13 protein-coding genes are annotated in these 15,532 nt (G+C 33.8%); 5 read left to right on the top strand and 8 right to left on the bottom strand.

Annotated elements, in window-relative coordinates; translation table 11 throughout:
* The gene (amyS, locus tag DN394_RS09720) at positions 1–1,542 is read right to left on the bottom strand and encodes an alpha-amylase (RefSeq protein ID WP_098084843.1); all 1,542 of its coding nucleotides are present in this window, start codon (positions 1,540–1,542) and stop codon (positions 1–3) included.
* Between the two features lie 217 nt (positions 1,543–1,759).
* Here amyS and DN394_RS09715 point away from each other — a divergent pair, with 217 nt between their 5' ends.
* Positions 1,760–2,551, top strand: a complete 792-nt coding sequence (locus DN394_RS09715) for an arylamine N-acetyltransferase family protein (protein ID WP_046957829.1) — start codon at positions 1,760–1,762, stop codon at positions 2,549–2,551.
* 117 nt (positions 2,552–2,668) lie between these two features.
* Entirely contained in the window at positions 2,669–4,456 is a 1,788-nt protein-coding gene (gene pepF, locus DN394_RS09710; protein WP_098209319.1) for an oligoendopeptidase F, read from the top strand.
* A gap of 48 nt (positions 4,457–4,504) precedes the next feature.
* Here the strand turns inward: pepF and DN394_RS09705 are convergent, their stop codons facing one another.
* The 6 genes from DN394_RS09705 to DN394_RS09680 all read right to left on the bottom strand — a co-directional run bounded on the left by DN394_RS09705 (position 4,505) and on the right by DN394_RS09680 (position 12,195).
* On the bottom strand, positions 4,505–5,551 hold the full coding sequence (locus DN394_RS09705; protein ID WP_098209318.1) for an agmatine deiminase family protein: 1,047 nt from the start codon (positions 5,549–5,551) through the stop codon (positions 4,505–4,507).
* A gap of 96 nt (positions 5,552–5,647) precedes the next feature.
* On the bottom strand, positions 5,648–7,390 hold the full coding sequence (locus DN394_RS09700; protein WP_098209317.1) for an amidohydrolase: 1,743 nt from the start codon (positions 7,388–7,390) through the stop codon (positions 5,648–5,650).
* An 81-nt stretch (positions 7,391–7,471) separates the two neighbouring features.
* Positions 7,472–8,293, bottom strand: coding sequence for a MerR family transcriptional regulator (locus DN394_RS09695; protein ID WP_098209316.1), 822 nt, complete (start codon positions 8,291–8,293; stop codon positions 7,472–7,474).
* Between the two features lie 42 nt (positions 8,294–8,335).
* Positions 8,336–9,313, bottom strand: coding sequence for an agmatine deiminase family protein (locus tag DN394_RS09690; protein ID WP_098209315.1), 978 nt, complete (start codon positions 9,311–9,313; stop codon positions 8,336–8,338).
* A 358-nt stretch (positions 9,314–9,671) separates the two neighbouring features.
* Entirely contained in the window at positions 9,672–10,829 is a 1,158-nt protein-coding gene (locus tag DN394_RS09685) for an agmatine deiminase family protein (protein ID WP_149293762.1), read from the bottom strand.
* A 238-nt stretch (positions 10,830–11,067) separates the two neighbouring features.
* Positions 11,068–12,195 carry a serine hydrolase domain-containing protein gene (locus tag DN394_RS09680; RefSeq protein WP_098209313.1) on the bottom strand — a complete coding sequence of 376 codons (1,128 nt, stop codon included), beginning with the start codon at positions 12,193–12,195 and terminating at the stop codon, positions 11,068–11,070.
* A gap of 253 nt (positions 12,196–12,448) precedes the next feature.
* Here DN394_RS09680 and DN394_RS09675 point away from each other — a divergent pair, with 253 nt between their 5' ends.
* Complete coding sequence (locus DN394_RS09675; RefSeq protein ID WP_098209312.1) at positions 12,449–12,679, top strand: hypothetical protein; 231 nt, start codon at positions 12,449–12,451, stop codon at positions 12,677–12,679.
* 110 nt (positions 12,680–12,789) lie between these two features.
* Here the strand turns inward: DN394_RS09675 and DN394_RS09670 are convergent, their stop codons facing one another.
* Positions 12,790–14,004 (bottom strand): MFS transporter, encoded by a 1,215-nt coding sequence (locus tag DN394_RS09670; protein WP_098209311.1) that lies wholly within the window; start codon positions 14,002–14,004, stop codon positions 12,790–12,792.
* 101 nt (positions 14,005–14,105) lie between these two features.
* On the opposite strand from DN394_RS09670, the gene DN394_RS09665 reads away from it, so the two are divergent.
* Positions 14,106–14,948: a LysR family transcriptional regulator gene (locus tag DN394_RS09665; RefSeq protein WP_098209310.1), complete on the top strand. Its 843-nt coding sequence runs from the start codon at positions 14,106–14,108 to the stop codon at positions 14,946–14,948.
* Positions 14,949–14,950: 2 nt separating this feature from the next.
* Entirely contained in the window at positions 14,951–15,460 is a 510-nt protein-coding gene (locus DN394_RS09660; RefSeq protein ID WP_098209309.1) for a DUF3916 domain-containing protein, read from the top strand.
* Positions 15,461–15,532: the final 72 nt, after the last annotated feature.

Raw genomic sequence — 15,532 nt, 5'->3', positions numbered from 1 at the left:
TCACTGCTGAACATATATGGAAACTGATCCTCCACTTACATGGAACTGCCCCCATCCGTCCTTATTAATTGTTACAGTATTTGTTTGATTACCCGTCATATCGTACCATACTTCCCCTGCGTTATTCTTTCCAACTTCCATCCACTTTGACCCTCCGGGTCCATCTGAGATTAATGTTGCTAGACCGGAATTCGCATGTACACCATCACCTTCTCTTGTCCATCCAATTACATCTGGATGGTCTAAATAATCACGCTGCGTACCATATGCAAAGTTTTTTCGTGCCATCAAAATCGGATCAATTTTATCTTTCAACGCTGGAATTTCATAACTACTATTTCCGTTCGTCCCATAGTAATCACCATAGAAAACTGAAGGATAGCCCTCTGCACGAGTTAAAATAAATGCATATGCCAACGGTTTAAACCACGGACTTACTACAGATTCCAATGACTGTCCAGGCTGAGAATCATGATTCTCAACGAGAGTGACTGCAAGTGCAGGGTGATTTTGCATTACTGTTCCATTTAAAATATTTCTCATATCATAATTCCCATTTCCTTTTGAAGCATAATGAAAATTGTAATGCAGTGGTGCATCAAATACAGATTGATTATAATTGACTTTCGCTAAATAATTATTTAAAGTCTGTATATCATTTTGCCAATATTCAGCTACTGTAAACATTTCTTTCCCCGTTTGTTGTCTGACATGATTTACCCAATCGCGTAAATATTCATGATCAATATGTTTAACAGCATCTAAACGAAATCCATCTAAATTTAATTCATTCGCATACCACGTCCCCCAATTTTTCATCTCATTCGCAACATCTGGATGATCAAAATCAAGATCTGCATACATCAAATAATCATAATTTCCATTCTCGCTAGACACTTCCCAGTCCCACGCTTTACCTATACCCCTAAATTTATAAATTCGATTTAATTTCCTTCCTTCATCCCAATCCGTTCCGTCAAAATGATACCATTTCCATTTGAAATTAGAATAAGTATCTCCGCGCCCAGGAAAGTTAAAGCCTGTCCACGCACTAATTTCATAATCACCTGATACTTCAATATTTCGATTGTTACGGTCTACCTCAACTGCTGTGACAGTTTCAGTATAATCAGCCCCACCTTTATGATTCATAACTACATCGCCATATACATCGATGTTTTGCTTATGTAAAGCTTCAATTGCAGATTTCAACTGTGCTTTTGTCCCATATTTCGTCCGCACCGTTCCTTTTTGATTGAATTCCCCTAAATCATATAAATCATACGCTCCATATCCTACGTCATTTTGCACAGTTCCTTTATATGCAGGCGGTATCCAGACAGAAGTAATTCCCTTTTGAGCTAAATTTCCAGCATCCGAACGCAAACGATTCCAATGATTCCCATCATTCGGAGCATACCACTCAAAATACTGCATTAACGTTCCATTGTTAACCGTATCTGCATACACTTTGCTCCCCCCATATATACTAGGTAAAAACAAAACAACCGACAAGCCGACTACTATTATTCTTTTCAACATATTTACACCATCCCCTTTCCAAGAAAACGTTTGCATAGTTTATCGAAATTATTATAATATTCGTTCTACAATTAGTAAAGTAGCAATCTCTCACTCTCCCATATTATTTTTTAGTCTAACTTCAAATATTCAACCAATACTTCAACGTAGTTTTCATTTCACATCTTATTCAAGATTGTTTACAATTTATCTATAAAAGCATAACGGAGGGATTTCTATGACCGACTTTCAAAAGCAATTTTTTGCAAGATTAAATATAGAAGAAAAACACAAAGTTTCATTTGAAGATTTACCTAACATTATGTACGCAATGGCACAAACTGTCCCTTTTGAAAACTTAAATATTCTCGAAAACAACTTTACAAAAATATCAAAAGAAAATCTAAAAGAAAAAATTTTAGTAAACAACCGTGGCGGTCTTTGTTATGAACTCAATCCTACTATGTATTACTTCCTTAAAGACGCTGGATTTGATGTTCATCTCGTTTCAGGAACAGTGTACAATGTTGTAAATTCTATATGGGCTGTTGATTCTGGCCATATCGCAACCGTTTTAACACATCATAATGAACTTTATTTAATTGAAGTAGGATTCGGATCATACTTACCTCTTGCACCTGTCCCTTTCTCAGGTGCAGTCATTCACTCCGTTACAGGAGATTATCGTATTCGTAAAGAAATGACCGAAAAGGGAAACTACATGTTAGAAATGCGTAAAAACAATGAGTTTTTGGATCAATCTTCTGCTGATGATTGGACGTTAGGCTATGCATTTTATATAGAAGAAGTGGATGTAGAAAAAGCAAATGCAGCACAAGAAATTATCGTTGAACATGAGGGCTCACCATTTAATAAAGTACCTCTTATTGTAAAACTAACTGAAGATGGGCATGCATCTTTAACGAAGGATAGTCTGACAATAGCGAAAAACGGTAAGAAAACGAAAGAAACCGTTACAGATGTGCAATATAAAAATCTTTTACATTCAAAATTCGGAATTACATTATAATTTTTTAAGCCTTGCCATTTTAGCAAGGCTTTTCAATTTTTAGCAGGGATTTTTTGCAATTTGTTGTATTTCATAGTTATATAGGAATATAACTACATATTTAGAAAGGAAATGATTATGACTGAACTTAAAGATCGACTACAAGTAGATGATAAAGAGAAATGGGATTTAACGGATATTTATCATACAATTGAAGATTGGGAAAGTGATTTCCAAAAAATCGAAGTATTAACAAAGGAATTACACGAATTTAATGGCAATATTCACGACGGTAATAGCTTATTAGCTTATTTAACAAAGAGCGAAGAAATATCTAGTATAATATCTTTAATGTTTGCTTATGCACGATTACAATCTGATCTTGATACGCGCGATACTGACGCCCAATCGCTTGTCGATAAAGTGTCACAATTACACGTGAAAGTAAGTGCGGCTAAATCTTTCTTTTCTCCATTTTTACTTAGCATAGATGAAGACACTTTACATTCTTACATAGAAGAAGCAGAAGGCTTACAATATTATAAAGAAGACTTATTTGAATTATACCGTTATAAAAAACACGTATTGAATAAGGACCAAGAAGAAATTTTATCACAAATGGGTGAAGCACTTTCCTCCCCGCAGCATACATACGGCATGTTAAATAATGCAGATATACTATTTGGTGAAGTGACTACTGATGATGGAGAAAAAGTTACTTTAACGCGTGGAATGTATGCAAAGTTAATAGAAGATGAAAATCGCGAGAAACGTAAAGAAGCCTATAAAGCTTATTACAAACCATACGTTCAATTAAAGAATTCTATCGCTTCTACTTTATCTGCTGCTATTAAAAATAATGTTACTGTTTCAAAGCTAAGAAACTATCCATCAGCTTTAGAAAAGTCATTATTTGGTGACATGGTTCCGAAAGAAGTATATGAAAATTTAATTGAGACGACGAAAAAAAATATTCAATCACTACATACCTATAATGAACTTCGAAAAGAAAAATTACATGTAGATGAACTACGTCAATACGACTTGGGCGTTGATTTAGTAGCGGGTGTAAAGCAAGACATTCCATATGACAAAGCATTTGACATGATGATCGAATCACTAGCTCCATTAGGTGCAGAATATATTGAAACATTAAAAACCTTTAAAGATAAACGCTATATCGACGTAAGAGAAACACCAGGAAAACGTTCCGGCGCTTATAACTTTGGTGTATACGGTGTTCATCCTTTCATTCTTTTAAATCATCACGATGATTTAAATAGCCTTTTCACTCTCACTCATGAATGTGGACACGGTATGCATACGCACTACTCACACGGATACCAACCAAGAATTTCTGCACACTATACTATTTTTGTTGCAGAAGTCGCTTCTACAGTAAATGAAGTGCTATTAATTCATCATTTATTAAAAGAAGCAAAAGATGCTAATGTACGTAACCATTTAGTAAATCATTTCATCGACAAATTTAAAGGCACTTTCTTTACACAAATTATGTTCGCTGAGTTTGAAAAAATCACACATGAAATGGCGCAGCAAGGTAAACCATTAAATGCCCAAGTCTTTAGCGAAGTTTATGAAAACTTGTTTAGAGAGTATAATGGCGACTCTCTCGTATTTGACGAAGAAGTAAAATACGGCTGGGCTAGAATACCGCATTTCTATCGTCCATTTTACGTGTACAAATATGCAACTGGATTCGCTTCTGCAATCCAAATTGCCGATAAGTTATTGAGTGGCGATCCAAATGCTCAAAAACATTATATTGAATTCCTTAAAGGTGGAAGTTCGGACTATCCATTAAATTTACTGAAAAAAGCTGGTGTTGATTTAACTACACCAGAACCGATTGAGAGTGCACTAAATCGTTTTAGCTCACTTGTTGAAGAGTTTTCAGCATTATAAAAAGCATGCAGAGTATATACTCTGCATGCTTTTTTCATTTTTGTTACTTTATGCTAACTGTTGCTGCGTTACGCAATGAATCATGCCACCATACGCAAACAGTTCATTTACATAAATACCGACAATTCTTCTTCCAGGAAACTGCCCTTCCATGATTTGAAGCGCTAACTTGTCATGCTCATCGCCATATATAGGAACCAATACAACTTCATTTCCAATGTAGAAATTCAAATATGAGCCCTTACAGTCTGCTTCTTTTACCACTCTTCTTGTCACCGGTACTGGTATGAGCTGAAATGGCTTTCCATCTATATTTCTTGCTTGTCGCAATTCTTGATAATGCTTTTCGTACGCCTCCAAAAGGTATGATTCACTTTCTCCGAAAGGATCATATTCATAAAGAATTGTATTTTCATTTACAAAACGCGCTGCCCCATCAATATGGTAATCTGTATCTTCATCATAATTATCCTCTCCGCGAATACCAGTCATCCATATAAAATTCGTTACTCCCAAATACTTCGTTAACTCTATTTCAATCTCTTCCTGACTTAGTGTAGGATTTCGATTTTTATTTATAATAGAAGTTTTTGCCGCCATTAAGGTTCCATTTCCGTTTATCTCTATTCCCCCGCCCTCTAGACAGACACTAGAATTAACTTTTGGAATGCTATACATTTCACTTATTTCCGCCGGAATACCCGCATCATTTTCATACGGATATTTCTCACCCCACCCATTAAAAATCCAGTGTGTTAAGCAGAGATTGCCTTCCTTATCTTTTACAAAAATCGGTCCATTATCTCTTACCCACACATCATCCGTCTTTTGAACTAAGAAATCAATTTTATCCATATCCACTTTCGCTTCCTTTAACTTCGATTGGACATGTACTTTTTCTTCTTCATCATATACAACAATATGCACAATTTCTCCGTAATGAAGCTCCTTTGCCATCGTTACCCAAATATCATCTAGCTTAGCTCTGTAACCTCCACCTCTATGAGCTTTATCATGAGGCCATTGGAGCCATGTCCCCTCATGCTTTTCCCACTCAGCTGGCATATAAAACAAACTATTTTCCATATTTCTCATACATGTTCACCCCTTCTTCGAATGTAAGTTCAGTCTAAACTTTGACATCGTGTTAAGGTCAACAGAAATATATTAACTACTTCATAAACTGATTCTTTATTTTCCCTTGTGATACACTACTTCTCCTTGTAAAACCGTCACTAGAACTTTCGCATTCGGAATCTTATCGGCACTCATTTTAGTAATATCTTCATTTAGTAATACCATATCGGCTGATTTACCTACTTCAATTGAACCAGTAATAGTATCAAGACCTAATGCTTTGGCGGGCTTAATTGTATATGCATCAATAGCTGCGTATACATCAGACAAGCCCTTTTCATCAATACTTAGCGCATTCGAAATCGTCACAAGTGGATTTAGTTCATTTACATCCCAATCACTACTAAGCGATACGTTTGCTCCTGTTTTCCAAATGCGTCCTAACGGCATAATTCGTTTCATCTGTTGATTTGTAAAATACGTACTTGCCCAGCTTTGTTTAGGATCTTCTGCAAAATCATGGCCTACTTGGAAATCAGCACTAATACCTAACTTAGCAAAACGATTTATATCACTATCTGCTACCATCTCAACATGCGTAAGCGTATAAGGCTGATTCGCCCCTTCTTTTTTCGCTGCTTCAATTGCATTTAAACTCTCTCTTACCCCGCCATCTCCAATCGTATGAATGAGTGCACCGTAACCAAGTTTATTCAGTTCCGTCAACCACCATTTCATTTTTTCTTCTGGAATATAGTTCAAACCGTACGGTGTTCCTTTAAACCACTCAAATTTATATTTTTCTAGTATTTTAGCTGTGCTGTTAATGCTAATTCCATCACTATACATTTTCACTTGATTAATAAGCATTCGAGATGATACATCATCACGCTTAATTTTTTTGAAATACTCCATTTGTTCTGCTTCATTTAAGTTCGGATATACCCACGGACGAAGTACTACTCGCGACGTTAACTTTTTCTCATCATTAACTTTATTCCAAACATCTAACCAGCCTCGTTTCCAATAAAGACGTCCATCGCCGACTGTAGTAATACCATTCTTCGCAACCTCATCTAAACCGTCTAACAAACCTTCATAATTTTTTTCAAAGAGATTCGGCTGGGAATTCCATGCTTTTTCCATCACGATATCCCCTGCTGTATCATACAGAATTCCAAAAGGTTCTCCTGTTTCTGGATCCCGGATGATTCTTCCGCCTTGCGGATCTTTCGTCTCTTTATTTATTCCCGCTACTTCCAATGCTTTTGAGTTAACCCATACAGAATGAGAAGTTCTTTCCATAATTAATACAGGGTTATTAGGAAATAACTCATCAAGAACTTGTAATGGCGTTTGTTGTTCTGATTTTTCGTCCATATCTTTTAACAGCTCTTCCAAACTAAATCCTGTTCCACTTATCCATTCGCCATCTTTCACATCTTTTTTACACGCCTTTAAATACGAGCGTTGTTCTTGCAGCGCAGCATCCGGTGAAACACTACAATTCCCTGCTGCTGGTGATTTTGCTTCAAAAATATGATTATGGTTATCCACAAAACCAGGGAGAATAAAATGTCCTTGTAAATCTACCACTTTCGTATCTTCATTTATAAATCCTTCTACATCCTTGTTTGAACCAACAAATGTAATTTTCCCTTCCTTAACAGCTAAAGCCTCTACAATGTCTTGCTTTCCATTTGAAGTATAGATTGTACCATTTTTAAACACTACATTTTTAGGCAACTGATTAGGTAGAACAAAGCTACCATTCTCACCTTCTCCTACTCCAGGAGTACATGCTGAAACCCATGTCATACTTAGACTCAGACAAATAATCATAATTGTTCTTTTCATATTCTTTCTCCTTTTTTTTATGCTGAATTACTTACATAAATAGAATAAGGATTGACATAATGTTAATGTCAATCCTTATTCTCAGTCTATTTTCATGACTAAAAAACAAATTTGTGTCACATACTCTTCTACTAAACAATCACATTCAGGTCCCTTTATGTAGACCTCATATGGCGAATCCTCTATTACATAACCATTTCTTTCAATCCATTTTTCTAACGCAATATAAGCGTAACCTATATAGTCATAACTTCCATAATGCATAGTAGTAACGATTTGATGCGGATTTAGTTTTTTTATTTCACATTCTTGTACTACATCTTTATTATTCCCTTGTATAACCGGAATTCTTAATTCAATATCGCTCTTATTTGGGATATACTCTTCATCATAAAAGACCGTAGAGGGCGAACCAACTATTTGTAAGTTATGCTTTTGTACTTTTTCATATAAGTCATAAAAATAATCATCCATATCATCTATATTTATTTGCAGTCTTTGAGCAATTACTGTTATTTCATTTCTCATTCCAATAAATATATCGTAATTTCTATGACAAGCAGTATTTAAAGCATGATTCATATTTACCATTTCATTCATTTCTGAAATAACCTGTAAATTTTGTTTTACCTCATGAGATAACTCTATAATTTGTGCTTGCATATGTTTAATAAATGAACCTTGATCTGACGACTGAAGAATAATTTTAATTTTCGGTAGAGGGAACTTATACTCCCTTAACTTTTTTATTTTCAACGCTATTTCTAACTGCCCTTGCTCATAATATCTATACCCATTTTCCGGGTTCACATATGCTGGTTTTAATATATCCTCTTTGTCATAATGCCTTAACATCCGTGTACTCATTTTACAAATCCGCGAAAATTCAGTAATTGTATACATATACATACCCCTTGAACACATTTTCCTTTGTAAACTTTATTATTAAAACCAATCAAAAAACTTTCTAATTGAAGAACCTTCATTCTGATTGTTTAATCTTTTCATTTTTGAAGGTAACAAATGACTCGGACAATACCACGTTAAACAATTCATTGCGCCTCCCATAGTTGATATTTCTCCAACATGAATTTGAATAACTTGTTTCTCCGTATATTGTTGAATATACCGTAAAACTTCCCCATCTTTAGGTAGTCCAAACTTAGGGACATAAAGAGCATCACATGTTTCTAACATATTTATATATAGCCCTTTTGCCGATGCTATTTCTTGATCATATTGTCCTTTCTCTGTATATGAGGAAGGAACAACGATAAATTCAGCTTCTGGCATTTGCTCTTGAATAATCTCTTGAACATGATATCTAAATTCATCATCCCCTAAAAAATCACTAATAAACATTGTATGTTCATCAATAAATTTAACCATTCCGTCTGCGTGTGCAAGTACGTCCCCTTCTTCAGCAGGAATAATAATAACTCGGCTCACATCCAAATCCCATTCCAGTTGCTCTATAATTTCTTCTTCCGTCCAATCATCATTATCATCAAATATGCGTTCCGTTAATATAACAGTATCTTTTTTATTCCAAATAAGATTACCACCGTCTAATATCAATGGAGACTTCACATATTCAAAGTCGTTCTTTTTCAACCATTTATTAAATTGTTGATCTAAATATCTCCATTGATCTATCGGTAAGTAATTTGGTTGATATTTAAATTTAACTAAATGATTTGTGACAACTGGTGCAACATCTCTTAACCAAATATCATCATACTCAAAAAAGCTTGTATGAAAGTCTTGCTCTTCCACGGATAAAGAAACAAGTTGATCAGTAAATGATTTATTTTCATTTACGTATTCATTAAAATAAATCAGCTCTTTATAAAATGGACGATAATATGCATTTGATTTATCTGGTATTGCAGTAAAAATAATTCCATTATGTTTTTGTTCCATATTATTTACCTCGCTTTTAATAATGGTTGAATAACTAATTTCACTATGCCAACTATTTACCTTTTCATAACAATTTTCGAAACGTGCACATTTCATGAATGGATTATAGCACGGAGAAATATTATATATTTATATAAAAAATATATAGCCGTGGTTGAGCGAAAAATTGACTCTTGACAGTATTTTAAATAGGAAAGTATGAAATTGAATAATAGAATCATAAACTCTATCATTATGAAGCTAGTTAATATTATTCCTTTCAATGCCCTTACTCTTTTTTGCGAAAAATAAAACATGACAAAATAGATAAAGGTAACAATGTACCTATTTTGTCGGAAGATTGCTGAATTTCAATTGATTATTTCAATTGAATCGGTTGTTGCTGTGTAACACAATGAATCATGCCACCATTTTTATAAAGCTCTCTCACATCAATACCAACTACTTTACGATCTGGGTATAATTTTTGAATCGTATCATTTGCGATTTTATCATTCGGATCATTATAATTAGGCACCAATACAACTGTATTCCCAATATAATAATTAATATATGACCCCTTATAATCGAGAGTTTTTCCATTTTCTAATACCACTTTTTCTTTACTAAGCGGTAAGTATTCATACTTATATTTCTTTCCTGAAGCATTTTTTGCATCTAACAATGTATCCATATCTTTATTAGATAAACCCCATTCGGCTAGGTCATCTTCTTTCATCGTTACAATGGTAGATTTATTATGGAATTTAGCAAATCCATCAATATGAAAGTCCGTAATATCTAAATTAGGCACTCCATCTAACCAAATAAAGTTGGACACCCCAAGATCACTTATATATTTTTCAATTTCTTTTTCCGATAAATCAGGATTTCTATTTTTATTCGTTACCGCACTTCGAGTTAATAAAGCAGTCCCATTGCTGTCTAATTCAATTGCGCCGCCTTCAAGAACAAATTTCCCCCAATCAATTCTTTCAATCCCTGCTTGTTTACTAACATTTTCACGTATACGAGCATCATTTTTATAAGGCGTTTTCTTTCCCCATCCATTAAATGCCGGATCTAATATTTTTAAATTTTTATTATTGTCATAAACAAAAATCGGTCCACTATCTCGTGCCCATACATCATCAGTAGGAGCGATAAAGAAATCAATTTTATCCATATTCAGTCCTTTATCTATTAAAAGATTATTGATGCGCTCTTTCTCTTCCTCATCGTATGCAACAATATGAACTTTTTCACCCTCAGTTAAAGCGCTTGCCATCTTAACCCAAATCGGTTCAACTTCCTGCTTATATTCTTGACCATATGTGTATTCATGAGGCCATTGCAACCATGTACCTTCATGCTTATCTTTTTCATCTGGCATCGTATATTTCCCAACTTTTTTCTGTACCTCTACTTTTCCATTCTCTTTCCCTTTTACATTTTCTTTACCACCTTCAAAAGAACAACCACTAATAATCGTTGTAGATAATGCAGCTATTAAACAAAACTTTACTACTTTTTCCACCTTTTCATCCTCCTGTTCTTACCTCCAATAATGTAAAGCTTCACATAGTGTGAAGCTCAAGCTTTTTCATCAATGTAAAAATTACCAATTATCCTTTACATTCATATCATTTAACTACCTATATAGATTTATTCAAATATCAACCACCTTTCTCACCTACTTAGTCAGCAAATAGAACATGACTAAATAAAAAAAATCGGTATTGATAATTACATATCAATACCGACTTTTAAAATTATTATTTTCCTTCTATTAAATCATTCGCCATTTTCCTAAACTCCTGATTAAACGTATCATTCATACCATTTTGTACGTTAGAGAATAATATTACAAACGTTCGTTTATCCCGGTTAAAATTATTAAATGTATTCCAACCAGCTAATACACCATGATTATGATAATAATCTGGATTAGAATAGAAACTAAATCCATATTTTCTTACAGGTGATGCAGTAAACATATCTAATACACTTTGTTTAGACAGCAGTTTTCCATCCATAATAGCCTCATCTAATCTTTTCATATCTTCAACAGTCGTATACATTTCACCACACCCATACAACCAATTCATTTTTAACCGAGGCGCAGCTATTAACTCGTTATCTTTTTTCGTATAACCTTCTGCTAAAAAAATATCTTCAGGGAGAGTTGCACCCATTCCAGATTCATGCATTTCAACAGGCGTAAAAATATTTTCTTTCACATATTCAGCGAGCGGTTTATTCGATATCTTTTCTACAATATACGCAAGCACCATATAATTATAATCTGTATATTTCCACCCAGTCCCTGCAGGAAATTGCAATTTTTGTTCACCAATCCACGTTACTAACTTTAATCGTGACGCCGCATCAACCCTACCTTGTCCCTGATCTGGCAACCCAGACGTATGTGTTAACAAATTTCGTAACGTAATGTTTTTATCTGCCGGAAATGATGGAATATACTTATTTACATTGTCTTCAATATTTAATTTCCCTTTTTCTTTTAGCTGCATAATAGATATTGCAACGACTGTTTTCGTAATAGAACCAATGCGATATTTCGTTCTTGGCGTTGTTACTACTTTATCTTTCACATTCGCATACCCATAACCTTTTCGTAAAATTACATGATCTTTACTAGCTACAAGAACACTCCCATTAAATCCTTTATCTTTTAAATATTGATCTAGTCTTCCAGCTGCAACTTCATAGCGCTTTTTCTCATTTGCATCAACTTCCTGCATATCGTCCTTTTGCTTACTATTTACATTAGAAAATGCCTTTATATCATATTTCTTACCTTTATTTGCATGTATTAGTGCAACGACACTCCCACAAAAAATAGCAAAAATAAAGAAAACAATTAACCATTTCTTTAGCATAATAGGAACCCTCTTTTATCTAGTTTCACTTAACGCGCATCCATTCTATTCTATATCTGTTAATTTTCAAATACTTTATATTATTATATTCACCTAATTAAACTAGATTCCTTTTTCTCATATTCAGTTTTTGGCTACTCTCTATTGTATTTCTTTCTTGCAAAATTTCCACCTTACAATCGTATACACCCTACTATAATTTCAATATCTTATGTAACATTTGTTACACATTGTAAAAAAAGGAGTTATAAACATGAAAAATGCTGATAGACACAATCGATTAGATGATATAATGTTTCATTATCGGATGACAAAAAACAACATAGTTTTAATTGAATATTACGTAAAAAAGATTTTAATATTAAAAGGACATGATGCTGAAAAATTTTTAAACAAAATAAATCATGCACATAACGATACAGAAAAACAACTCATTATGGCTAAAGTGACAGGAAATTTCAAAAGAGGCAATGAACGTCATTGAAAACGAATATCATTTATATTTTGATTATACAACATATAAAAAAAGAAATGTCGCTCATTCGGCATTTCTTTAGACTTTCTTCATAAAAAATTTACATTGCTAACTTTCTTTTATTTTTTGCTTTTACTATATAAACTCACTGCCGAAATACTTAGTAATATTACTATACACAACCACGCACACGTATACCCTTTCTCATCGACAATATAACCAAATAAAACAGGTGCAACAATAATAGCAATTTGATTGAATGTCAGCGCCAAACTAACTGTTATTCCAACACATTCTTCACTTGCCAATTCAGCAACTTCGACGATAAAAAGACTAAACCATCCAATTGAAAAGAAGCCTAACAATGCGCTGACACCATACAATATTCCACTCGTTACTGTATGCATGCTCATTACTAACAATAAAATCAAACCGATAGAAGCGCAGACAGCTATAAATAAAGGTATGCGCCGGTTCCCCTTATAAAACACATCACTAATAGCTGCTAATGCAACACGACCAATCATTCCAGAAAAGAACATAACTGAAAATACTGTTCCGGCTACAATAGATGTAATGGATTGTTCCCTTACTAAAAATTTCATAAAGTGTCCAACTAACACCATTTGTAATGAAATCATGCAAATACCTGTTATATAAATTGGATACAACTCTTTTTTACATATCACTACTTTTAGCTGCATCCATAAAGAATTTTTAATATGTTCTTTCCTTACATCCTCTTGGACATATGGCTCTTTATAAAACAGAAAAAATAATAAACCTCCAATTATACAAATGCATGCCATACTATTTATCGCATAAGTCACATTATATTGTATTGTAAGAAACGGGATTAAAACTCCCGCTAACGCGCCACCAATCGGTATACCAGCTTGCCTTATTCCCATCGCGAATCCACGATTTTCTTTTGGAAACCATTTTAAAATCACTTTACTTCCTCCTGGCTGGGAAACACTATAAAACATTCCTACTAATAAAAGTACAAATAACAGTCCATTAAATCCATTTACTATATTAGTTAGTAAAAGCGAACCTCCTAGCAAAAATGAACTTATAGAAATTAACAACTTTTCATTATATTGATCAAGTAGCCGCCCAACAAAAAGCATACAAAATAATGGTCCAACATTTACAACACTTACTAACAATCCACTCTCCATATTCGTAAGCGCATATTCTTCTTTCCAAAATAACGCGAAAACTCCAACACCATACGTTATAAGTGTCGCTGTTGTTTGAGCAACCGTCGCAAAAATTAACATAACCCACTTATAAGCACTATTCATCCTTTCTTCGATTAACACAATCATCCCTCCCCTCTTCCATTGTATGAAAGTTCTGATATCATATAAAATAAAGATTCATCATATAATCCATCAAAAAAATTGATACCTTTTCGGAGGGATGATGCATGGACATAAAAGATTTAACTGTATTTTACGAAGTTGCTAAGAAAAGTAATATTTCTCACGCAGCGAAAAATTTGAACTATGTACAATCAGGCGTAACAATGCGTATGAAACAACTAGAAAATGAATTAGGTGTACCTTTATTTTATCGTAACGGAAAAGGTGTAACTCTAACTTCTAACGGTGAGATTTTATTAACATACGCCAAACAAATTACCCACTTAATGGATCAATCTATAAAAGCGGTTCAAAGTAATGGAACTGATCCTAAAGGCAATTTGAAAATCGGGTGTACAGAATCTACAACCGCGGTAAGGCTACCATCTATATTAACGGCCTATTATGAGAAATATCCAGAAGTCGAATTAATTTTAGAAACAAATACGACTGAACAACTAATTAGGCTTGTGTTAGAACGAAAACTAGACGGAGCATTTATAGCTGGATCTACTCAGCATGCCGAACTTCATACAAGTATATTTCGTGAAGAAGAATTAGTTCTTATTAGTAAAAAGCCTTTATCCTCTCTTACAGACATAGAAAATATGAATTTACTCGCTTTTAGTCACGGTTGCTATTATAGAAGTTTATTAGAAGACTGGCTTCAAGAAGAAGACATCTCGCCTAAACGAGTTTTAGAATTCGGAACAATCGAAGCAATACTCGCCTGTGTAAAATCAAATATGGGCGTAGCGATTATGATGAAATCAATTTTACAGGGGCATGCACATAACTTATCATTCAATCCTTTACCAAATAGATTCAAAAAAGTTCCTACTACTTTTATTACTAGAAAAGATATATATCACTCAGCTGCATTACAAAAATTTATGGAGATGATTTAACGATGCGTGAACAGAAAATACGTGGTATGAAGCGTAAAACTAACACGATGATACAGCGAATTGAAGAACACACAAAAACGTTCCCTTCTGCTTTCTATAACGATGAATATTGGTATATGCCTTTACCAGTTTCCCAAACTTTTATCGATTCGTGTAAAACACCTAGAAAAGTAAAACGATTGTGTATTGAAACCTTATTAAATCAAGCACAGCATTTAATAAAAATAAAACCGCGCGATACACATACATATCGAGTTGTTGTTTTAATTTCTATAGAAAGTTTGTGGGATTCGCAAATTATTATATTTAAAAATGAGGGGTACTTTCATAATTTCTTTAATAGAAATACTGAATTTCAAAAATGGATTCCTCTTTCAAATGAGTCTGATTTTTGGAAGACATGGGGAATTTCAATTTGTCCGCCCTTTCAAACATTGCACTTTCAAGAAATCATTTATGATGAGGGTACAATCGATGAAAAAGAGATTTGGTTTGTTGGAGAATTATCTTAAAAGGGGAACTTTACTTCTATAATCTAGCATAATAGAAAAAGGTATACCTAAAACAACGGTATACCTTCTCTC

The organism is Bacillus sp. BB081 (genome assembly GCF_008368895.1).
GTDB lineage: Bacteria > Bacillota > Bacilli > Bacillales > Bacillaceae_G > Bacillus_A > Bacillus_A wiedmannii.
Note: the sequence above shows the minus strand (reverse complement) of the source record. Positions and strands in the feature narration are given on the sequence as shown.

Excerpts from the sequence above, each read along its gene's own strand:
- DN394_RS09700 (WP_098209317.1), bottom strand. The coding sequence starts at position 7,390 with ATGAAAAGAACAATTATGATTATTTGTCTGAGTCTAAGTATGACATGG.
- DN394_RS09680 (WP_098209313.1), bottom strand. The coding sequence starts at position 12,195 with ATGCTAAAGAAATGGTTAATTGTTTTCTTTATTTTTGCTATTTTTTGT.
- DN394_RS09715 (WP_046957829.1), top strand. The coding sequence starts at position 1,760 with ATGACCGACTTTCAAAAGCAATTTTTTGCAAGATTAAATATAGAAGAA.
- pepF (WP_098209319.1), top strand. The coding sequence starts at position 2,669 with ATGACTGAACTTAAAGATCGACTACAAGTAGATGATAAAGAGAAATGG.
- DN394_RS09690 (WP_098209315.1), bottom strand. The coding sequence starts at position 9,313 with ATGGAACAAAAACATAATGGAATTATTTTTACTGCAATACCAGATAAA.
- DN394_RS09705 (WP_098209318.1), bottom strand. The coding sequence starts at position 5,551 with ATGAGAAATATGGAAAATAGTTTGTTTTATATGCCAGCTGAGTGGGAA.
- DN394_RS09665 (WP_098209310.1), top strand. The coding sequence starts at position 14,106 with ATGGACATAAAAGATTTAACTGTATTTTACGAAGTTGCTAAGAAAAGT.
- DN394_RS09675 (WP_098209312.1), top strand. The coding sequence starts at position 12,449 with ATGAAAAATGCTGATAGACACAATCGATTAGATGATATAATGTTTCAT.
- DN394_RS09660 (WP_098209309.1), top strand. The coding sequence starts at position 14,951 with ATGCGTGAACAGAAAATACGTGGTATGAAGCGTAAAACTAACACGATG.
- DN394_RS09695 (WP_098209316.1), bottom strand. The coding sequence starts at position 8,293 with ATGTATACAATTACTGAATTTTCGCGGATTTGTAAAATGAGTACACGG.
- amyS (WP_098084843.1), bottom strand. The coding sequence starts at position 1,542 with ATGTTGAAAAGAATAATAGTAGTCGGCTTGTCGGTTGTTTTGTTTTTA.
- DN394_RS09670 (WP_098209311.1), bottom strand. The coding sequence starts at position 14,004 with ATGATTGTGTTAATCGAAGAAAGGATGAATAGTGCTTATAAGTGGGTT.